This window comes from Actinomadura rugatobispora (genome assembly GCF_055379765.1).
Map to the genome: position 1 here is coordinate 7620500 of NZ_AP029191.1, position 20698 is coordinate 7641197.

General features: G+C 72.8%; 19 protein-coding genes. 8 read left to right on the plus strand and 11 right to left on the minus strand.

Annotation, left to right across the window (positions count from 1 at the left end):
* Nucleotides 1-5: 5 nt before the first annotated feature.
* Complete coding sequence (locus tag ACZ466_RS34165; protein ID WP_378287667.1) at nt 6-1205, minus strand: serine hydrolase domain-containing protein; 1200 nt, start codon at nt 1203-1205, stop codon at nt 6-8.
* Nucleotides 1206-1241: 36 nt separating this feature from the next.
* Between ACZ466_RS34165 and ACZ466_RS34170 the strand changes: the two genes are divergently transcribed.
* The gene (locus ACZ466_RS34170; RefSeq protein ID WP_378287692.1) at nt 1242-2168 is read left to right on the plus strand and encodes a cyclase family protein; all 927 of its coding nucleotides are present in this window, start codon (nt 1242-1244) and stop codon (nt 2166-2168) included.
* Nucleotides 2169-2238: 70 nt separating this feature from the next.
* On the opposite strand, the gene ACZ466_RS34175 is transcribed toward ACZ466_RS34170, so the two are convergent.
* From ACZ466_RS34175 to ACZ466_RS34190, 4 genes are all read right to left on the minus strand, one after another.
* Nucleotides 2239-3768, minus strand: coding sequence for an AMP-binding protein (locus ACZ466_RS34175; RefSeq protein ID WP_378287669.1), 1530 nt, complete (start codon nt 3766-3768; stop codon nt 2239-2241).
* Nucleotides 3769-3821: 53 nt separating this feature from the next.
* Nucleotides 3822-4880 (minus strand): LLM class flavin-dependent oxidoreductase, encoded by a 1059-nt coding sequence (locus ACZ466_RS34180; protein ID WP_378287693.1) that lies wholly within the window; start codon nt 4878-4880, stop codon nt 3822-3824.
* Between the two features lie 236 nt (nt 4881-5116).
* Nucleotides 5117-5686, minus strand: coding sequence for an RNA-guided endonuclease InsQ/TnpB family protein (locus tag ACZ466_RS34185; RefSeq protein WP_378287694.1), 570 nt, complete (start codon nt 5684-5686; stop codon nt 5117-5119).
* Nucleotides 5687-6316, minus strand: coding sequence for an RNA-guided endonuclease InsQ/TnpB family protein (locus tag ACZ466_RS34190; protein WP_378287695.1), 630 nt, complete (start codon nt 6314-6316; stop codon nt 5687-5689). It abuts the gene before it with no gap.
* 185 nt (nt 6317-6501) lie between these two features.
* On the opposite strand from ACZ466_RS34190, the gene ACZ466_RS34195 reads away from it, so the two are divergent.
* Nucleotides 6502-6957 (plus strand): flavodoxin family protein, encoded by a 456-nt coding sequence (locus tag ACZ466_RS34195; protein ID WP_378287671.1) that lies wholly within the window; start codon nt 6502-6504, stop codon nt 6955-6957.
* Between the two features lie 55 nt (nt 6958-7012).
* On the plus strand, nt 7013-7312 hold the full coding sequence (locus ACZ466_RS34200; RefSeq protein ID WP_378287673.1) for a Dabb family protein: 300 nt from the start codon (nt 7013-7015) through the stop codon (nt 7310-7312).
* A 34-nt stretch (nt 7313-7346) separates the two neighbouring features.
* Here ACZ466_RS34200 and ACZ466_RS34205 read toward each other — a convergent pair whose 3' ends face one another.
* Complete coding sequence (locus ACZ466_RS34205; protein ID WP_378287674.1) at nt 7347-7952, minus strand: ankyrin repeat domain-containing protein; 606 nt, start codon at nt 7950-7952, stop codon at nt 7347-7349.
* Nucleotides 7953-8342: 390 nt separating this feature from the next.
* Between ACZ466_RS34205 and ACZ466_RS34210 the strand changes: the two genes are divergently transcribed.
* Nucleotides 8343-9446 (plus strand): thiolase C-terminal domain-containing protein, encoded by a 1104-nt coding sequence (locus tag ACZ466_RS34210; RefSeq protein WP_378287696.1) that lies wholly within the window; start codon nt 8343-8345, stop codon nt 9444-9446.
* A gap of 113 nt (nt 9447-9559) precedes the next feature.
* Here ACZ466_RS34210 and ACZ466_RS34215 read toward each other — a convergent pair whose 3' ends face one another.
* The 3 genes from ACZ466_RS34215 to ACZ466_RS34225 all read right to left on the minus strand — a co-directional run bounded on the left by ACZ466_RS34215 (nt 9560) and on the right by ACZ466_RS34225 (nt 12254).
* Nucleotides 9560-9790 (minus strand): hypothetical protein, encoded by a 231-nt coding sequence (locus tag ACZ466_RS34215; RefSeq protein WP_378287675.1) that lies wholly within the window; start codon nt 9788-9790, stop codon nt 9560-9562.
* Nucleotides 9791-10298: 508 nt separating this feature from the next.
* Complete coding sequence (locus ACZ466_RS34220; RefSeq protein ID WP_378287676.1) at nt 10299-10967, minus strand: TetR/AcrR family transcriptional regulator; 669 nt, start codon at nt 10965-10967, stop codon at nt 10299-10301.
* 114 nt (nt 10968-11081) lie between these two features.
* Nucleotides 11082-12254: a hypothetical protein gene (locus tag ACZ466_RS34225; RefSeq protein ID WP_378287677.1), complete on the minus strand. Its 1173-nt coding sequence runs from the start codon at nt 12252-12254 to the stop codon at nt 11082-11084.
* Between the two features lie 207 nt (nt 12255-12461).
* Here ACZ466_RS34225 and ACZ466_RS34230 point away from each other — a divergent pair, with 207 nt between their 5' ends.
* Nucleotides 12462-13136 carry a hypothetical protein gene (locus ACZ466_RS34230; protein ID WP_464041790.1) on the plus strand — a complete coding sequence of 225 codons (675 nt, stop codon included), beginning with the start codon at nt 12462-12464 and terminating at the stop codon, nt 13134-13136.
* Nucleotides 13137-13193: 57 nt separating this feature from the next.
* Here the strand turns inward: ACZ466_RS34230 and ACZ466_RS34235 are convergent, their stop codons facing one another.
* The gene (locus tag ACZ466_RS34235) at nt 13194-15746 is read right to left on the minus strand and encodes a M14 family zinc carboxypeptidase (RefSeq protein ID WP_378287679.1); all 2553 of its coding nucleotides are present in this window, start codon (nt 15744-15746) and stop codon (nt 13194-13196) included.
* A gap of 196 nt (nt 15747-15942) precedes the next feature.
* Between ACZ466_RS34235 and ACZ466_RS34240 the strand changes: the two genes are divergently transcribed.
* Entirely contained in the window at nt 15943-17010 is a 1068-nt protein-coding gene (locus tag ACZ466_RS34240; protein ID WP_378287680.1) for a zinc-binding dehydrogenase, read from the plus strand.
* A 16-nt stretch (nt 17011-17026) separates the two neighbouring features.
* Here the strand turns inward: ACZ466_RS34240 and ACZ466_RS34245 are convergent, their stop codons facing one another.
* Complete coding sequence (locus ACZ466_RS34245; RefSeq protein ID WP_378287681.1) at nt 17027-18253, minus strand: hypothetical protein; 1227 nt, start codon at nt 18251-18253, stop codon at nt 17027-17029.
* A 411-nt stretch (nt 18254-18664) separates the two neighbouring features.
* Between ACZ466_RS34245 and ACZ466_RS34250 the strand changes: the two genes are divergently transcribed.
* Complete coding sequence (locus ACZ466_RS34250) at nt 18665-19735, plus strand: sugar ABC transporter substrate-binding protein (protein ID WP_378287682.1); 1071 nt, start codon at nt 18665-18667, stop codon at nt 19733-19735.
* Between the two features lie 201 nt (nt 19736-19936).
* Complete coding sequence (locus ACZ466_RS34255) at nt 19937-20692, plus strand: ATP-binding cassette domain-containing protein (protein WP_378287697.1); 756 nt, start codon at nt 19937-19939, stop codon at nt 20690-20692.
* The last annotated feature ends 6 nt before the right edge of the window (nt 20693-20698 follow it).

Here is a 20698-nt window from a genome sequence, read left to right on the forward strand (position 1 = left end):
GGGGATCAGGGCGTGAGCGCGCCGTAGGCGGCCTCCAGCACTCCGTAGGCGCGCAGGTCGCCGGACAGTTGGTCGCCCATCAGGTTGGGGAGGTAGGCCACGGCCAGGTCCGCCTCGATGTCGCCCAGGCCGATGGAGCCGCCCGCACCCGTGTGGCCGAACGCCGACTCCCGTCCCGCCGCGGGGACGAAGAACGTCATCGCCGGACGCATGTAGCCCAGGCCGAAGGCGCTGTCCACCAGCATCGTGCGGTCGGGGCCGCTCACCCTGGGCTTGATGGCCTCGTGCAGCGTTTCGGGCCTGAGAATCCGTTCCGCCACGAGGTCACGGTAGAAACCGGCCAGCGCCGGAGCGGTGGTGAGCATCCCCGCCGCAGGCCAGCCCGCCCGCAGCACCACGGGGTTGTTGTAACCGCCCTTCCCAGGGTGGGGGTTGTTGATGGCGCGGTTGAAGCCGCTGCCGGGGTCGGTGTAGGCGTTGGCCAGGCGGCTGAGGATGTTGTCGTCCCCGCTTGGCGCGCCCGGGGTCGTGCCGCCGCCCGCGGGTGCGTCGCTGGACGCGGTGGGGCGCCGGGCGGTCAGCTTGGCGGCGCGCTCGATGACGTCGTCGGGGGAGCCGATCCACAGGTCGCGGTCCCCGGCGAACTCGTCGCGGACGAACTCGCCGACGGTGCGGTTCCCCGGCGACAGCCTGCGCACGATCTCCCCGGCCAGCCACCCGTACGTCAGCGCGTGGTAGCCGTGCCCCTCACCGGGCGTCCACTCCGGCTCCTGCCCCGCCAGCTCGGCGGCCCGCGCCGGGGCGTCCGCGGCCTCCTCGGCGGAGACGGAACGGGCGAACGCGGGCAGCCCCGCCTGGTGCGACAGCAGATGCGCGGCCGTCGTTCCCTCCTTGCCGCGCGCGCCGTACTCCGGCCACCAGTCGGTCACCGGCCCGTCCACGTCGTAGGCGCCCCGCTCGGCCAGCAGCAGCGCGGCCGTCGCCGTCAGCGCCTTGGTGCAGGAGAAGGCGAAGCAGGGGGTGCCAGCCTCCCAGGCTCGGCCCGTGCGGCGGTCGGCGACACCGCCCCACAGGTCCACGACCTTGCGGCCGCCCGCGTACACCGCCACGGCGGCCCCGAGCTCGCGCCCCTCGGCGAAGTTCCGCTCGAAGACGTCCCGCACGCCGGAGAAGGCCGGATCGCACGTGCCCTCGACAGTCGTCATTTGCGGTCCTCTCACTGGAAGGTCTGAAACCGAATGATGCTCGATGAATCCGATAACTGGGGACGGTGGGGTCACGACGACGAGCGGGGCGCCCTCAACCTGCTCACCCCCGAGGTCGTCGCGGCCGCCGCCGGGTGCGTCCGCGAGGGGCGCGTGCTGGAGCTGTCCCTGCCCATCCGCGGGGCCACCTCCTCACCCGCCCCCACGACCGTCCCGCACCTGCGGGGGCGGCCGCTGCCGCAGCACTTCATGTCGGTGGACGGAGGAGACTACGCCGCCGGTACCAGGGCCGTGGGCGCGGGCCTGAAAATGGCGGACGACGCCCTGGTCGTGACACCGCACGGCACCACCACCCACATGGACGCCCTGTGCCACATGTGGTCGGGGGACCGCCTCTACAACGGCCACTCCGCCGACAGGGTCCGATCGTACGGCGCAGGACGCTGCGGCATCGACAAGGCCGGACCCGTCGTCGCCAGGGGAGTCCTGTTCGACATACCGCGGCTCAAGGGCGTCCCCCACCTCGCCGTGGACGACCGCATCGGCCCCGACGAACTCCAGGCATGCCTGGACGAGGCAGGGGTCGAACTGCGTCCGGGGGACGTGGCAGTGGTCCGCACGGGGTGGCCGCTCGTCTGGCAGAGCGAGGGGCCGGAGGGGTACTGGGCGGGCCAGCCCGGCCTGTCGGCGGACGGCGGGCGCTGGCTCGCCGCCCGCGACGTGTGCGTGGTCGCCGCCGACAACGCCGCGATCGGCGGCCTCAACGCGCGGCAGCTCGCCGACGAGGACCTCGCCGACGACCTCCACATGATCCTCCTGTGGCGGCACGGCGTGTACCTCGCCGAGATGCTCTGGCTGGAGGAACTGGCGGAGGCCGGCCGGGCCGAGTTCCTGTTCGTCGCGGCGCCGCTGCGCATCGAGGGCGGCACGGCCAGCCCCATCAACCCGATCGCCGTCCTGTGAGCGGAGCACCCTCGTACAGGGGGAGGGGCCCCGGCGACGGCCGGGGCCCCTCCCGCGTCCCTGCCGGCGGCTACGAGCCGGGATAGGCGCCGCCTCCGTACTGCTCGTCCAGGGCGTCGTAGTCGGGGATGTAGCCCTTCTTCGGGATCGACCCGGCGAACTCGACATCGCGCGGCTTCTTGTACGAGGCGATCTCCCCGCGCACATGCTCGACGATCTGCTCGGCGGTCGCCTCCGCGCCCTCCGCCAGGACGACGATCGCCTTGGGCGACTGGCCGAAGCGGTCGTCGGGCACGCCGATCACGGCCGCGTCGGCGACCGCCGGATGCGACTTCAGGGCGCGCTCGACCTCGGCCGGGTAGATGTTCTCGTTGGCCGACTTGATCATGCGCAGCCGGGGCCCGATGAAGGTGAGCGTGCCGTCCGGCTCGCGCCGCCCCAGGTCGCCGGTGTGGTGCCAGCCCCCGGCGGCCCGGGCCGCGTTCAGCTCGGGACGGTTCCAGTAGCCGGAGAAGACGCTCTGTCCGCGCGCGCAGATCTCCCCGACCTCGCCCGCCGGGACCTCCTCGCCGTCGGCGTCCAGCAGCCGCACGTGGACCAGCGGGGAACTGCGCCCGGCGAAGCCCGCGCCGCCCATGCCCAGGCCGAGGAAGGTCAGCATGCCGCCGACCTCGGTCTGGCCGTAGCCGCCCATCGTGGACGCGCACCACGGGCTGTCGTCCACCGTGATCATCTCGTCCCACTCGGGGGAGTGCGCCACGAAGCGCAGCGAGGACAGGTCGTAGGCGCGGTCCTTGTTCGCCTCCACCAGCCCGTCGATCATCGGGCCGAACAGGAACGCCTGCGTGCACCGCTCGGCCTCGATCAGCCGGCAGACCTCGACCGGCTCGTAGGCGGGGGTGAACACCAGCTTCCCGCCGATCTGGAAGGTCGCCAGCGTGAACATCATCGTCCCGACGTGGAACAGCGGGCCGCAGGCCAGGAACGTGAAGCCGTCCTCCATCTGGCGGATGTGCAGCAGCGCCATGCTGTGCGCGATCAGCGCGGAGTGGCTCAGCAGCGCCGCGTTGGGACGCCCGTCGAACGCGGCCGTGTAGAGGGCGAGGACGGGGGCCTCGGCGTCGACCTCGGTCGCCGTCACGGGTGCGGGCTGCGCGGCGCTCACGTACGACTCGTACTCGTCGCCCGACTTCACCCAGCGGGCGTCCAGGGACACCTGCCCCCTGGTCTCATGGGCGCCACGCGCCTTCTCCACGGCCTCGGACTCGTCCCACACCACGACCGCGGGCGCGAGGTCGTCCAGGACGTGGGCGAGCTCGTCGGCGCTCTGCCGCCAGTTGGCCGGGCAGAAGACGGCGCCGAGCCGGCCGCAGGCCAGCAGCAGTTCCAGGACGCGGAAGGAGTTCTGGCCGAGCCACAGCACGCGCTCGCCGGCGCGGACCCCGTCGCCCGCCAGCGCGCCCGCCAGGCGGTCCACCCGCTCGTCGAGCTCGGGATAGGTCAGCCGGACCGGGCCGTCGACGACGGCGGTGCCCAGCGGGCGGCCGCGGCGGTGCTCGCTCAGCACGTCCCCGAGTGTGAGCCGGTGTACGACGGACATCGCGCCTCCTGGTCGAACAGGTGCCGGAAACAGGTGCCGGACGTGGGCCGGGGCTAGCGGAAGGCGGGCATGACCTCGGCGGCGAAGAACCTCAGGACCTTCTTCATGTCCTCGAGGGGGAGCTCGCGGGTGCTGCCGAAGTCGCACATGAGGTTGTCGAACCCCATCTCCTGGATCATCTTGATCTGGCCGACGACCCGTTCGGGGTCGCCGATGACCTCCAGCTGGTTCCAGCGGAACTCGTTGTCCACCGACCCGCCCTTGAGGTAGCGGTCCTGGTAGAACTCGAAGCCCTTGGCGGCCTGGCCGGTGCTGGGGTCGATGGGGGCGCTGCGCACGTTGAAGATCCGGGACCGGTCGAAGCTCGCCTCGAACCGGGCCTGGTCCTCGCGGGCCTGCTCCTGCGTCGGGGCCACGTACACCGACCGGCTCGCGACCAGTTCGACGCCGGCGGTGTCGATGCCGGCGGCGGCGGCGGTGGCGTGCCAGGTCTCCGCCGCCTTGGCGATCTTCTTGAACGGGGCTGCCGGGTCGGCGAGGATCGGCAGGCCGCGCGCCGCGTACATCTCCACCGTCTCGGGGCTCACCGCCGCCACGTGCAGCGGCGGGTGCGGGCGCTGCACGGGACCGGGCGTCAGCGTCAGCGGGTGGTGGGTCTCGTAGAAGCGGCCCTTGTACTCGAAGTCGTCCTTGGTCCACAGGCCGATCAGCATGTCCAGCGACTCGTTGAACCGGTCGCGGGCCTCCGACAGGTCCAGGCCGAAGTTCTCGAACTCGATGCTCTGGTAGCCGCGCCCCACGCCCATCGACAGCCGCCCGCCCGACAGCAGATCGACCATCGCGGCCTCCTCGGCCACGTGGACGGGGTTGTGCAGGGGCAGCACGACGATGCCGGTGCCCAGCCGCAGCCGCTCGGTACGGGCCGCCAGATGCGAGAGCATGGTGAAGATGTTGGGCACCGTGCCGTAGTCCCGGAAGTGGTGCTCGGCGACCCACACCCCGTCGAAGCCGAGTTCCTCGAGCAGTTCGACGATCTCGATCTGGTAGTCGTACACCTCCCTCGCGGTATGCCCCGCGAACTGGTGGAACAGGTGGAAGGTCGAGAACTTCATCGGGCGGTCAGCCACGTGTACGGCTCCTTCGTCGCCGGGCCTGGCGGGGAGGCGCGGGCGGGAGGGGACTCCGCCGCCGCGCCGGTGCCGCCATGACCCATCATTACGTACCAAGCGCTCGCTTGGGAAGCCTAACAGGTCATCCGCTCCCGCCGCGGCGCCCCGCGCTGGCTAGGGTCGGAGGTGTTGACCTCCTCCCCCTCGTGAATGAACGAGGGGGATTCCAACCCGTGGCCTCAGGAGAGGGGGACAGGTTGGGGTTCGCGGTTCGTCCGCCCCGGCGACCCGGAGCGTCCCCGCGCAGCAACGGCCGGTCCGGCCGCCGTACCCATGAGTATGAGTGTGGTCTCGTGGGCGATGTCGCGTGCCGCGTTCACATCGGCGTTGCAGGCGAAACCGCAGGACCGGCACCGGAAACGCGCTTGGCTCTCACGCGCCTCCGGGTCCCTGATCCTGCACGCCGAGCAACGCTGCGAGGTGCCCGCGGGATCGATCCTGTACACGCGGCTGGGCGCCTTATGCTCCAGCCGCTCGACCAGCATCCCCCAACCGCCGGCCAGGATGCCCCGGTTCAGCCCCGCCTTGGCGGCCACATTGCGCCCCGGCCGCTCGGTGGTGCCTTTGGCCGAGCGGGTCATGCCTGCGATGTTGAGGTCCTCGACACCGATCACGTCGAACTGGCGGGCCAGCATCGTGGAGGTCTGTTCCACCCAGTTTTTGCGGCGATTGCTCTGGCGGGCCTGGAACCGGGCGAGCGCGGCCTTGAGCCTGGCGCGGCGGCCGGAGCCGCGTTTGGCACGGCCCAGCTAGCGGGCCAGCAGTCGCAGGCGTCGCTTCTCCCCGGAGGTGAGGCCGGGGACGTGCAGCAGGTCCCCGGTCGAGAGGGCGGCGCTGACGGTGACGCCGCGGTCCACCCCGACCACGGTCCCGTCGCCGGGCCCGGGGACCGGGTCGGGGATGTACGCGAACGCCACATGCCAGCGCCCGACCCGATCACGAGTCACCCGATAGGACTTCACGCCTTCGGGTACCGGTCGCGACAGGCGGAACCTGACCCATCCGCACTTGGGCACCAGCACCGCCCCCCACTTGCGCGACAACCGCTTGACCTGGTGGGGTTTGAGGCCGACCTGCCGGAAGCCTTCATGCACGCCTTGCTTGCGCCAGGTGGGGCGCTTGTGCGTCCCGGCGAAGAAGTTGCTCAACGCCTGCGCGAAGTCACGCACGGCCTGCTGCTGCACGGTGTGGGACCCGGCCCGCAACCAGTCGAACTCGGCACGGGCCTCGGTCAGCTGCCGGGACTGGGCGTTGCAGCCGGGCGCCCCGCCCCGGTGCCGGGACCAGAAGCCGTGCTGCTCCACGGCCAGGTTCCACACGTACCGGGCGTGCGCGCAATGCGAGACCAAGGCTTGCTCCTGCTCTCGCGTGGGGTCCAGGCGGTAGCGCGGTACGAGGCGAGCCTAGCGTGCACGCTCGAACACATGGGCGAAAATGTGCTGGATGGTGCCTGGTCAACCGGTATCCGCCCCGGGGGCGAGTCTCCTTTGCCTGCCCTGCTTCGCAGGGGTCCGATTCGTCCCCGGCCTCAAATCAAGGCCGGGGTCTCCTCGGAGGTCCTTTGATGAAGAGGCTCCTGATCGTCCACCACACGCCGTCGCCGACGCTGCAGGCCATGTACGAGGCGGTGCGCGCCGGCGCCACCACCGACGAGATCGAGGGCGTCGAGGTGGTGGCGCGCCCGGCCCTGACCGCCTCGGCCGTGGACGTCCTGGAGGCCGACGGCTACCTGCTGGGCACCCCGGTCAACCTCGGCTACCTCTCCGGGGCCCTCAAGCACTTCTTCGACCTGGTGTACTACCCGTGCCTGGAGGAGACGGTGCGCCGCCCCTTCGGCGCCTACCTGCACGGCAACAGCGACGCCGCCGGAGCCCTGCGCGCGCTGGAGTCGATCACGACCGGGCTGAAGTGGCGCGCCGTGCGCCCGCCCGTGGTGGTGACCGGCGAGCCAGGCAAGGCCGGCCTGGAGGAGTGCTGGGAACTCGGCGCGACCGTGGCCGCCGAGCTCGGCACCGTCTGATCCGCGCGCCCTGATCCGCACGTCCCTGACCCGCACGGACGCTACCGTGATCCCCATGAGCGGATTCCGGCATGTGGTGATGTTCGCGTGGGCCGAGGGGACGACCACGTCCCAGCAGGAGGAGGTCCGGACCAGGCTGGCCGAGCTGCCCGCCGTGATCCCCGAGGTGGGCTCGCTCAGCCTGGGCGCCGACGCCGGAGTCAACGCGGGCAACTTCGACTTCGTGGTGGTCGGCGACTTCGCCGACCGCGACGCCTACATCGCCTACCGCGACCACCCGGCCCACCGCGCCGTCGTGGACGGCTACATCAAGCCGATCCTCGACCGCCGCGCCGCCGTCCAGTACGAGATGTGACGTGGGCCGCCGGGGCCGCCCGGGCCCGCCGGGCTCAGCGCGCCCCGGCGGCGCGCAGCAGCGCGGCGATCTCCCGGTGCCCCTTGTCCAGCGCGTGCCGGAGCGGCGAGACGCCCTCCCCGTCGGCCAGGTTCACATCGGCGCCCGCCTCGATCAGCAGCCCCACGATCTCCCGGAACGGCCGGGAGCCGTCGCCCATCACGATCGCCTCCAGCAGGCCCGTCCAGCCCAGCCGGCTGACGTGGTCGACCTCGATCCCCGCCGCCAGCACCTCCCGCACGTAGCCGGCGTGGCCGCGCCCGCAGGCGGGGATGAGCGCCACCGCGCCGTCCCGGTCGCTGAGGGTCAGGTCAGGGCGGGCCGGGAGCAGCGCCCGGAGCATCGCGGTGTTCCCCGTCCGCCCGGTCACCAGGAACGGGGTGTCGCGCTGGTGGTCGCGCGCGTCGGGATCGGCGCCCGCCCGCACCAGGACCTCGGCGGCCTCGACATGGCCGGCCGCCGCGGCCAGCAGCAGCGCCGTCCGGCCGCGGCTGTCGCGGGCCTCCGGGGCCGCGCCGCCCTGCAGCGCGTCCCGCACCCCGGCGGCGTCGCCCCTGGCGGCCGCCGTCAGCAGTTCCTCGTCGTTCACGGGCTCGGTCACGGGCTCCTCTTCCTGCGCCGGGGCCGGCCGCGCCGGACCCGTGTTGATCATCATTGCGGGAAGGGCGGGGCGCCGTCCCGAAGATCGTCCAACCGGGGATACCTGGACGCGGGCGAGTGAAACCGAGCAAGCGCTTGTGAAGAGCCGGGGCGGCGGGTTAGGTTCGCCTGCGACGGCACCGCCGGGGGACGTCCCCCTCGTCCCCCGGTCTGCCAATCCAGGGCGCCGCTCGCCGGGGACGGATCGCGCCCCGTCTCCGGCGGGCGGCATCGCCCCGGACCGGCCGCCCGGAGCGGCGGCCCGGAAAGTGACGGAGGACGCGTGATCGGAGGCCACGGCCCCGCGGCCCGGCAGGGCTTCTCGGGCAAGGCGGCGGTCGCGGGCGTCGGGATGACCGCCCTGTCGCGCGCCTCCGGCCGCACGGAACTGGAACTCGCCCTGGAGGCGTCCCAGGCCGCCCTCGCCGACGCCGCCGAGACCCTCGGCGAGGCCGTGCGCCCGGACGCGATCCTCAGCTACCACCTCAACGACTCGGCGCCCGTCCTCTACCTGGCCCGCGCCCTGCGCCTGCACGAGATCGGCTGGCACAACGAGATCTACGGCGGCGGCACGCAGAGCGCCTCGATCCTCGCCGACGCCGCCATGCTCATCGACACCGGGCTGGCCGGGACGGTCCTGGTCTACCGGGCCCTCAACGGGCGCTCCGGGAAGCGCATGAACGCCCTTGGACTGAAACTGGGCGAGGGGACCGAGGAGCAGTTCACGCACCCCTACGGCATGGCCGGACCCGTCCACCAGTTCGCCCTGGCCGGACAGCGCTACCTCTACGACACGGGCCTGGCCGAGCGCCACACCTACGCCGTCGTCGCCCAGTCCAGGGAACACGCCGCCGGCAACCCGAGGGCACTGCGGCGCCAGAGGATCGACATCTTCGAGTACCTGGACGACCCCATGGTGGCCTCGCCCCTGCGCCGTCTCGACTGCTGCCAGGAGACGGACGGCGCGTGCGCCCTCGTCGTCACCAAGGCCGACCGGGCCCCGGCCGCGCCCAGGATCCACGCGGTCGTACGAGGCGGAGGCCCGGGCGCCTCCACCATGGACAAGGCCGACGACGTCACCCGGATTTTCTCGTCCTACCTCGCGGCGCCCCTCTACGCGGCTGCGGGGATGAAGCCCGAGCATGTCGACGTGGCCCTGCTGTACGACGCCTACAGCTGGCTCGTACCGCGCCAGCTCGAGGACTTCGGCCTGGTCGCACGGGCCGACCTGGGCGCCGTGCTGGAGACCGGCGAACTCTCCTGGAAGGGACGCGTTCCCGTGAACCCCCACGGAGGGCTGCTCTCAGAGGGCTACGTGCACGGCCTCAACAACGTGGCGGAGGCCGTGCGCCAGCTTCGCGGCACGGGCACCAGCCAGGTCGGCGCCGCCTCCGTGGCCCTGTGCACCGGCTTCGGCGGCGGCTACGGCAGCGCCGCCATCCTCACCGCACCGTAAGGCCGCGGCACGTCCCGTGCGGTGCCCGAGACGTGCCGTGCCGTGATGTGCCGTGCCCTGGCGGGCCGTGTTCCGGCTTGTCGTGCCCTGGTGCTCGCCGCGCCCGGCGGCGGTCACCCCAGTGACCGCGCCCTCAGGATCAGGTCGCGGATCTCCTGAGGCGTCGGTGCCTCGATCAGCCGCGGTCCGTCGCGCAGCGGGACCATCGCCCACCATGACCCGGTCGCCTCGCCGTACCACACGCGCACGCCGGGGAACTGGCCCTGGAGGCTGCGGACGGTGGCCGCCCGCAGCTGCGCCGGTGTCGGTTCCTCGTGACCGGCGGTGCCCCGTTGCCCCGTCATGTCGCCTCCCCCCTCCATCTCACCCGTAACAGCGCCCGGTCCGCCCGGAACATCACCACGATTTGTCAAATTGTGACGAAAAACACCGCGGCTTCCTTCGCGTGCCGGGCGGCCGCGGTCCCAGCGCTACCACCATGCCGCCATGGGCGCGCTCGTGCCCGATGTTCTCGCGTCCGGGCATGGCCGGAGTCATGGGGTGAGCACGTTCCGGAGGCGGCGCGGCCGGTGCGCCCCGGCCGCCAGGGGGCGGTGGCTCAGGCGGTACGGCACCTCGCGGTCGTTGGAAGCGGTCCTCGCGCACGAGCAGGTCGGCGCCGCGGGAACGCTCCATGAGAGTGCCGGCCCGGACGGTGTCGCCGGAGCGATCCGGCGTCCGGATGCGCGTCCGGGCGCGCGTCCGGCCAGTGTCGGACACCGCCCGCAGCGCGCCGCCGGTGTGGTCGCAGCGGCCGCTGTTGCCGGACGCGTCCCCGGTGCCGAGGAAGGCGGCCTCCATGCCCCGCGCCCGTCAGTGCGTGTTGATCCCGTCGAACATGACCTTGAGATAGTGCTCGGCCAGGCCCTGGGGGTTGAGCCGGCCGCCGGGCTTGAACCAGCGCACCGCCACCCAGACGGTGTCGCGGATCATCCGGTAGGTGAGCTTGGGATCGATGTCGGGGCGGAACACGTCCTGCTCCTGACCGGCCTTGATGGTGCTCACCCACATCTTCTCCACCTCGTCCTCGGCCCTGGTGAGGTAGGCGAAGCGCTCCATGTCCTTGAGGTAGTTCCAGTCGTTCTGCATCACCGTGATCGCCGCGCGGTGCGGCTCCAGCGTGCCGAAGGCGATGCGGACCAGGCCCGCGATGGTCTCCCGGGGCTCCTTGCCCTCGTCGATGACCGCGCGGTACGCCGACATGATCTCCTCGAAGAAGCCGGAGAGGATCTCGTCGACGATCGACTCCTTGGAGTCGAAGTGGTGGTAGAGGCTGCCGGACAGGATCCCCGCCTCGTCGGCGATGTTGCGGACCGTGGTGGCTTGGAACCCCTTCTCGGCGAAGAGTTCGGCCGCGAGCCTGACCAGGTGCTCCCGTCGCTCCGAGGCCAGGCCGGGCGAGCCCTTGCCGCGGCGCCGGGCACCCCCCTCACCGCCGGTACGGGCTTTGGGTCCTCCGGAATTGGTGCTCGTGGTCGTCACCCTCTCATTATGCCGTGCACGCACAACCGCTTGCTCAGGTTGCGTGTCAACACCAGGTTACGACGGGTAGCAAGCGCTTGGTGTAAATCCGGGGAACCGGCGCGCCCGCCGCGGTCACGGCCGCCGCTCGCCGGACGGCGGAGGCGCGTCCGGCGGAGGCGGCGGAGCGCCGGGCGGCCCCGGGGGAGTGCCGGGTGGCGGTGGGGGCGTGCTGGGCGGGAGTTCGACTCCGGCCTCGCCGCCGGCCTCGGCGGCCTCCGCCAGGCGGTCGCGCAGGCTCCGGACCAGCGCGTCGCTCTGCTCGGTGAGCCGTTCGATCGCCGGAAGCGCCAGATCGTCGCGGACGGTGTCGGCGAGCAGGTCGTCGTACTCCTGCGCGCGGGCCGACAGCGCCTCCAGCCGGCGCTGGGCGACCAGGGCCTCGTCCGCCGCCCGCACCCGCTCGGCGTACCGCTCCAGGGCCTCGACCCGGCGCGTGACCGCCCGCACCGAGAGGTCGAGCTTCTCCCGGAACGGCCGCAGCGCCGCCTCCACCTCCGGGAGCGCGGGCGAGGCGGCCGCGCGCTGCTCGGCGCGCAGGCCGGACTGGCGGGCCAGCACCTGCGCGATCTCCCACTCCTGGCGGGGCAGCGTGACGGCGTTGTCGACCGTGTCGAGCAGGCCCTCCCGGTTGACCCGCGAGTCGCGCACGGTGTCGACCGCCGCCTGCACGCGGGCCAGCAGCGCGCGGCCGTCGTCGTCGAAGTCCTGCGGGGTGAGGTAGCGGTCGCGGCGCCGGGACAGCTCGCGGGCGCGCTGCAGGTCCAGCGACACCGACGGCGAGCCGATCGCGACCAGCACCGCCATCATCGCCATCCCCAGCAGCCACAGCGACCCCAGCAGCGGCGCGCCCAGCACGCCGATGCCGAGCACGGTCAGCGGCGCCAGCCACACCAGCGGGCGGCGCCGCGCCACGATGGTGTCCAGTTCGGCGCGCAGGGCCGGATCGGCCACCGGGCGCAGCTCGCGCGCCCCCGACACGCCGTCGCCGGCGTCCGCGGACCCGATCCGGTGCCAGTACGTGCCGACATGGGTCTCGAACGCGAAGTCGGTGGGCGCGATCTCGATCTCGGTCGGCCCGGCGGGCAGCGGCCACGACCCGACCGGGTCGCCCCCGCCCGGGCCGGTGAAGCGCACCCACCAGCCGCCCTTGCCGTCCTCGCAGCGGTAGCGGCCCGGGGCGACGTCGATCCCCACGAAGTACGTCCCGATGCCCGGGATGGAGTTGCTCCAGGCACCACTGGTCACCGGCGACCTCCGATCAGGCCAGCGCCCCGACCTCTCCCGTCGGGTTCCGTCCCGTCCCGTCGTGTCAGTCCGTCGTGTCCCGTCGGCCTCCTCCGGCTCGATGCGCACCACGTTGAACGATCGGGAAACGCTAGGAGTTGCCGTACCCAGATCGGTCGGCGGGAAGTCACCGTGAATCCCGCCGATGCGCGGTGGAATACTCCTGCCGTGCGCGTATCCGACGACTCCCCCGACGATCCCCCGTGGGCGATGCAGCTGGTGGCACGGTCCGAGAAGGCCGCGCCGCCCGCGCACTCCGCGGTGTGCGCGGCCGCCGCGACGGCGGTCGTGAGACTGCTCACCGACCCCCGCGCGGCCGATCCGGAGGGGGAGTGGCACGAGCGCGTCCACCACTGGGAGTCGCACCGGATCCGGAAGGTGACGCGGCGGGCGCGGGGCGTGCGGTGGCCCGAGGCGCAGGCCCTGCCCGGCGTCACGGTGGACGAGGACGGCGCCGAGGTGCGCGCGTTCGTGCCGGGCCCGGTGACCGAGGTGCCGCCGGAACTGGCCAAGCTCCAGGTCGCCGGGCTCGACCTGGCCGACGACGAGGAGCCCAAGCCGCCGCCGGAGCCCCCGTACGCGGCGATCGCCCTCAACCCGGACGTGCCGATGACGACGGGCAAAGCCGCGGCCCAGTCCGGGCACGCCGCCCAGCTCCTGCTGCGGCAGGCGGACCCGGCGCGGGTCGCAGCGTGGATCGAGGGCGGGCTGCGGGTGCACATCGCCCGCGACGTCCCGTGGCGGCGCTGCGTGGAGCAGGCGACGGTGGCGGTGCGCGACGCCGGGTTCACCGAGGTGCCGCCCGGCACGATGACCGCCATCGGCTGGATCGTGACCGCCTGAGACACGTGGGCCGCGGCGGGCCGGGACGCTCTCCCGGCCCGCCGCGCCCCCACGGTGTCAGGGCAGTGTCACCGCGATCGGGTCGATGCCCGACTTACGGATCTGGGACGCCAGGCGTCCCGCGAACGGGTGCTGATCCGCCGGGAGGCCCCGCGGGTTGTCGATGACGTACTGCACCGCGTCCCCGGTGCGGCGCTCGCGCCACTGCGCGCCGACCGAACGGAGCAGCGCGGCCGTGCGGGCGGCGTCGGCGGCCTTGACCGAGACCCGGATGGGCGACTCGGCCTGGGGCAGCGCCCCGGCCCGCACGGCGGCGGCGCCGGACGGGGACGGGGCGGGCAGGCCGGTTCCGGCCACCCGCGGCGACGGGTCCGGGCCGATGATCGCGTTCACCAGCAGCTGCGCCGTCCCGTCGGTGAAGGCCCGGAAGTTGGGCTCACCGCCGAACAGCACCGAACGGCCCTTCCCGACCCTCTCGTCGACGACCGCGGCGGTGCCGCCCAGCTCGGACGCGCCCCGCTCGAACCCGGAGACGAACCAGTCGGGCGAGTTCACGGCCGGGTAGGAGACCGCGACCTTGGCCGGGTCGGACTGCCGCATGACCAGGTCGTAGGAGTAGAACTGCCAGGCCCTGGCGCCGACGTTCCGGGCCAGCGGGCTGCCGCCGTCCACCGCGACCCGGAACAGCGTGCCGGGGACGTCGGAGGACGGCTCGCTGAGCTGGGCGGTGGTCAGGCCGAGGCGCGCGGCCAGCTGCGTGCCGCCCTGCCAGCCGACGTACCGGCCGCCCTGCTGCGTCCACTTCTGGAGCGCGGCGCGCCCGCCGTCGCCGAGCTGGTCGTAGGCGGTCGCGGCCGGGCCGTTGGGCACCAGCAGCACCTCGACCCCGCCGAGCCGTCCCGCCGCCACGTCCGCCGGACTCAGCAGGGTGAACGGCAGCTTCCACTCGCGGTCGAGCTTGTGCCGCAGCCAGCCGGCCGACTGCCGCGCCGAGGACGACGTCGTCGACAGCTGCAGGACGCCGATCTTCGGGGCCTTGCCGGTGGGGCGCGCGGCCTTCTCGGCGGGCAGCGGCGGGACGGTGGAGGCGCGCGGCCGCAGTTCCGCGCCCGACGACCCGCCCGCGACGTTGCCCAGCAGCGGAAGGCTCCACGCCGTCACGTCGTAGAAGTAGGGGAACGGCGTGTAGGAGTCCTCGTTCAGCATGGCCTGGATCCAGTGCTTCTGGCCCTGGGCCATGGAGATCCAGTACGTGCCCGCCGGGAGCGTCGTCTTGGCCTCGGGCCGCCCGTAGGGCTTGAAGTCGGGAACGGCCAGGGGCTTGGACAGCCGCTGGACCTGAACGCCCATCCGCTGCAGCCGCCGCACGATGGTGCGCACCTCGTCGGCCTTGGCCCTGTCGTCGGCGCGCAGGAAGTAGTGCCGCACCTTGCGGTCGGGCACGGGACGGTCGATCTGGTTCGGCGGGTTGTAGACCTGGTTGGGCTCAAGCTGCCCCGCCCGGCCCTGCGCGTAGGCGTCGACGGCCATCTTGTGCCACTGCGTCAGGATGGTGGAGCGCCTGGCGGCGGCCGCCGACAGCGACACCCACTGCGTGAGGTACTGCTCCCGGAACCTGTCGGGGTACGGGCTGTCGCCGCCCTTCTCGAAGGTCATCCCGGCGGCGTGGAACGCGGTGGTCGGGACCGTGTCGCCGTACCCCTGGTAGAAGAGGTCGTAGACGTCGCGGTTGAAGAAGTCGATGCCCTGCCGCCGGAACTCGGCGATCATCGACGCGCCGTAGACGTCGTTGATCCACCCGACCGCCTCCTCGGGCGTCTCGTGGTAGATCGGGTCGGCGTTGGGCGGGAAGAAGTAGGAGTCGCCGCCCATCTCGTGGGCGTCGATGAACAGGACCGGCGGGTACTGGTTGAGCATCGCCAGCTTGCCGTCGGTCTCGGGCTGGGTGCGCGCGAACCAGTCGCGGTTCATGTCGAAGCCGTAGGCGTTCTGCCGGGTCTCCGCCTCGCGCCCGTCCGGGTTCTGCGTGGGCAGGACGACGACCAGGGCGTTGTTCAGCACGCCGGTCGCGGCGCAGTCGGTGCGGTCTCCGAGGTTGCGCAGCACCTGCAGGGCCGCGTCGGTGCCGCTGGGCTCGTCGCCGTGCACGTTGCCCGCGACCCACAGGATCGGCACGCCGCGTTCGGCGATCTTCTTGGCCAGCGCCTCGGGCGTGCGCGGGTCGCGCAGCAGCCCGGCCTCGGTGCGCACCCTGGCCAGGCCGGCCTTGGTCAGCAGCTCGGGCCGTCCGGCGATCGCGTACTTGAGGGGACGGCCCTGGCCGCTGGTGGCCAGGGTCCCGGAGATGACGCGCTCGCTCCTGGCGGCGACCGTCTCCAGGTACCGGTCGGACTCGGCGGCGGTGACCGCCCGTTCACCGAGCTCGATGCCGAGGACCTGCTCGGGGGAGGGGACCTTGCCGCGGTAGACGGGCTCGGTCTGGGTGGGGTCGCAGGCTCCGGGCGCCCCGGCCGGGGCGGCGGGCTGCGCCGCGGCCGTCGCCGCGAACGCGGCCGGAGCCGCCAGCGACGCGGTCAGCATCACCGACCACGCGATTTTTCGGGCTCTCATGTGCGGAAAGGGTGACAGCGGCCGAATCGTTCACCAAGGGCAAGTATTGCCAAGATCGTCCCAGCCGGTCGGGTGGGCGGGGGCGTTTGACAACAAACGTGCCAGTATTCGGTGGCGTCGGGGGTACCGCGGCCGGGCCCGGCATGATTCGGTGCGGGTGAAGACGTTGTTCGCCGCCCACCCCCGGAGGCCACGCATGCGCGCCGCGCTCACCAAGGACAACACCATGGTCGTCACCGAGGTGGCCGACCCGGTGCCGCAGGAGGGCCAGCTCCTGGTACGGACGCTGGCCTGCGGCATCTGCGGCTCCGACCTGCACGCCCTCCAGGACCCCGAGGCGTTCATGGACACCACCCGCCGCTCCGGCGGCACCCCCTACGACCCCCGCGACGGCCTGGTGTTCGGCCACGAGTTCGCCGGGGAGATCGTCGACCACGGCCCCGGCACGCAGCGCACCCTGCCCGCCGGAACCGTGGTGTGCGGGCCGCCGATCGGGTTCGGGCCGCAGGGCGCCGGGATCATCGGGTACGCCCCGATGTTCCCCGGCGGCTACGGCGAGTACATGATCCTCAACGAGGGCCTGACCTTCGCCGTCCCGGACGGGCTCGACCCCCGCGTCGCCGCGATCACCGAGCCGTTCTCGGTGGCGACCCGGGCGGTCGGCCGCAGCGGCATCGGCGCCGGGGACGTCGCGGTCGTCCTCGGCCTGGGGCCGATCGGGCTCGGCGTCGTCGCGGCGCTCAAAGCCCGCGGGCACGGCCCCGTGCTGGCCGTCGACTTCTCGCCGAAGCGGCGCGCGCTGGCCGAGGGACTGGGCGCCGACGAGCTGATCGACCCGGCGGCGGCCTCCCCTTACGACCGCTGGGCCGACCTCGGCGTGCCGACGGGGATCACCGACCGGATCGCCGCCGAGCTGCTCGGCACCCAGGTGCGCGAGGCGGTCATCTTCGAGTGCGTCGGCGTCCCGGGGGTGCTGGGCGCGGCCCTGGACGGCGCCCCCGCCGGGTCGACCATCATGCTCGTCGGGGTCTGCATGCAGACCGACCGGCTGGAACCGGGCGTGGCGGTGAGCAAGGAGCTGACCGTGCGCGGCACCTTCGGCGCGCTCCCGGCCGAGTACGGGGCCACCCTGGAGGACATCGCCTCCGGCCGGATCGACGCGGGCTCCATCATCACCGGCACGGTCGGCCTGGACGGGGTCGCCGGGGCGTTCGAGGAACTGGCGGTGCCCGAACGGCACGCCAAGATCGTCGTGGTGCCGTGAGCGGGCGCGCGGGCCGCTAGTCGTCCTTGCCCTGGTCCTGGTCCCGGTCGTCCTGCGCGTCGGGCGCCTTGGGCAGCGGGAGGGGAGCGGTGCCCTGCCGCGACGAGTCGCGCCGCTTGCGGGGGAGCGGCGTCTGCACGGTCTTCTTGGCCGCCTCGTCGCTCTTCGCGGCTCCTTCCCCTTCCCCTTCTCCCGGCTTGGCCGCGGGCGGCGGCTCGGGCAGCCGCTGCGGCACGGTGGGCTTGGCCGGAGCGACCGGGGCCGGGGGCGGGGGTACGGGCTTGGGGAGTTCGGCGTCGAGCACGGTCTCGTCGGCCTGGAACGACGCCTCCGGCTCCGGCTCCGGCTCAGGGGCGGGCGCGGGCTCCGGCTTGGGCTCGGGCGCCTTGGGCTTGGGGAGCTCGGCGTCCAGCACGGTCTCGTCGGCGGACGCCGGGGCCGGGGCCGGAACGGGGGCCGGGGGCTGTGGAGCCGAGGGCGGCGCGGGGGACGAGGTGGCGCGCTGCTGCCAGCGGTTGAGCGCGGCCAGGGCGAACTCCTGCGTGCGCGTCAGCCCGCCCGGCTGCCCCGGGACGGGCGCCGGAGCGGCGGCGGAGGCGGCGGGCGCGGGGGCGGCCTTCGAGCCCGCCTCCGAGCCCGCCTCGGCCGTGGCCGTGGCCGTGGGCGCCGGCGGAGGTGCGGCAGCGGCACGTCCCACGCGGGCCTTCACGCTCAGCCCGTACGACACGAACAGCAGCAGTCCGAAGCCTCCCAGGAACACCGCGTGTTCCAGGAGGCTCAGCCACTTGCCCTTGAAGACGTCCAGGACGGCGAACACCGCGAACCCCGCCAGCCAGCCGGTGAGCACGGGCAGGAACCACACGTCCCGCCGGCGGGCGAGACCGGCCAGGGTCAGCGCGACCAGCAGCAGCTCGATCAGCTTCACCGCGGCCAGCGCGGGCGTGGCGAGCCCCGAGCCGACGTACCCGGCCAGTTCCTCGCGCCGGTCGCTCCAGCCGAGCAGCCCGGTGGCGAATCCGGTCACCCCGTAGGCGACCAGGAAGGCGCCGATCGGGTAGTGGTAGCGGTGCCAGTTCCGGCCGCTGGCGGCGGAGGGGGCCTGGCCCGCGGCGGACGGCGGCGGGACGGGCGGTTGCAGCGGCGGCGGCGCCGTGGTGCTGCTCTCGCCGGGCTTGGGGAGCGGCAGGTCGGGCCGGGTCAGGTCCCGAGGCAGCTCCGGGCTCGATCCCGCGTACGCCGTCATTCCCGCCCCCATCTCGACCCGTCGACTGTTACGCGCAACATATCCCGGATGCCGTCCGGGCATTCGCGAACGCGCGACCCGTGTCCGAGGCGCCGGCGCGGCCGGCGGGACGGACGGGACGCGCCGCGGCGGCCCCGCCACCGGCCCGGCCGCCGGGCTCCGCGCGGGTCTCGATCACCGAATGTTGAGGCGGCGAACATACTCGCCTCCGGCGCCCCCGTCGAGCGGACGCTGCCTCTGCTCGGAAGAACCCCCTGTTCACCCCGCGTGTTACTGGATTGTTACCGCCGACAACAAATCACCTCTCGACGAATCGGGCCTTCGCGACATAAGTTGCGGGGCACAACATTCATCGGTGTGAGGTCGATCACCGATGGCCCGTCCACCCACCCCCAGAAAGGACCCGGGCCCATGCGCAAGGGGATCCTCAGCCTCACCGCCCTCTCGGCGGCCGCGGTGCTCACCCTCGCCGCCTGCGGGGACGACTCCGGCGGCGCCGAAGGCTCCAAGGCGGGCAAGATCGGCGTGATCCTGCCCGACACCAAGTCCTCGGTCCGCTACGAGAGCTTCGACCGGCCCTACCTGGAGCAGGCGTTCAAGGCCGCGGGCGTCCAGTACGACATCCAGAACGCCGAGGGCTCCACCCAGCGGTTCCAGACCATCGCCGACCAGATGATCACCGGCGGCGTCACCGTGCTGGTCGTGGACGGCATCGACTCCAACTCGGCCGCGGCGGTGCAGCGCAAGGCGCAGCAGCAGGGCGTGAAGACCATCGACTACGACCGGCTCACCCTCGGCGGCGTCGGCGACTACTACGTCTCCTTCGACAACACCAAGGTCGGCGAGGAGCTCGGCAAGGGCCTGCAGAAGTGCCTGGGCGACAAGAACGCCAACATCGCCTACCTGAACGGCGCCCCCACCGACAACAACGCCACCCTCTTCGCGCAGGGCGCGCACAGCGTGCTGGACAAGGTCACCACGTACAAGAAGGTCGCCGAGCAGGCCGTGCCCGACTGGGACAACCAGAAGGCCGCCACGATCTTCGAGCAGATGTGGACCCAGCAGGGCGGGAAGATCGACGGCGTGCTGGCCGCCAACGACGGCGTCGGCAACTCGGCCATCTCGATCCTGAAGAAGAACGGCGAGGCCGGCAAGGTGCCCGTCACCGGCCAGGACGCCACCCTCCAGGGCCTGCAGAACATCCTGGACGGCACCCAGTGCATGACGGTCTACAAGCCGGTCAAGCAGGAGGCCGACGCCGCCGCCAAGCTCGCCCTGGCCGTCCTCAAGGGCCAGAAGGCCGAGACGACCGGGACGGTGAACGACCCGCAGGGCAAGCGCGACGTCCCCTCGGTCCTGCTCGACCCGGTCCCGGTCTCCAAGGAGAACATCAAGCGGGTCGTCGACGACGGCTTCGTGAAGAAGGACGAGCTGTGCGCCGGCGCCTACGCCGCCAAGTGCCAGGACGCCGGCATCCAGTGAGCCCTCGTGGCGGGTCCCGCCGCTGGGGCGCCTGGGCGCCCGGGACCCGCCACGGGCGTACCCCTGGGGCCCTCCGGCCCCTGGAAAGGGAGACACGTGTCAGACAACGGTGAACCCGTCGGCGACACCCCCGTGGACACCACGGCGGCGGACGATGTCCCCGCGGGCGGCGACCCCGGCCGCGGGGCGCCCGTCCTGCGGCTGACCGGGCTCAACAAGAGCTTCGGCGCCGTCCACGTGCTGCACGACGTGGACTTCGCGGTGCGGCGCGGCGAGGTGATGGCCCTGGTCGGCGACAACGGGGCGGGCAAGTCCACCCTCGTCAAGTGCATCGCCGGGATCCATCCGATCGACTCGGGCACGATCGAGTTCGAGGGCCGTCCGGTGGAGATCTCCGGGCCCCGCGACGCCTCCGCGCTGGGCGTCGAGGTGGTCTACCAGGATCTCGCGCTGGCCGACAACCTGGACATCGTGCAGAACATGTTCCTCGGCCGCGAGCGCCGCCGCGGCATCGTCCTGGACGAGGACGCGATGGAGCAGGCGGCCCGCGAGACCCTGGCCCGGCTGTCGGTGCGCACCGTGAAGTCGGTGCGGCAGCAGGTGGCCAGCCTGTCGGGCGGGCAGCGGCAGACCGTCGCGATCGCCAAGGCCGCGCTGTGGGACTCCAAGGTGGTGATCCTGGACGAGCCCACCGCCGCGCTCGGCGTCGCCCAGACCCGGCAGGTGCTCGACCTGGTCCGCCGGCTGGCCGACACCGGTCACGCGGTGGTACTCATCTCGCACAACATGAACGACGTGTTCGAGGTGTCCGACCGCATCACCGCGCTCTACCTCGGCCGGGTGGCGGCGGACGTGCCCCGCGCCGACGTCACCACCGGGCAGGTCGTGGAGCTCATCACCGCCGGCCGTACCGGCGATCTCGGCCTCGCGCCGGCGACCGCCGCCGAGAGCATCTGAAGGGGC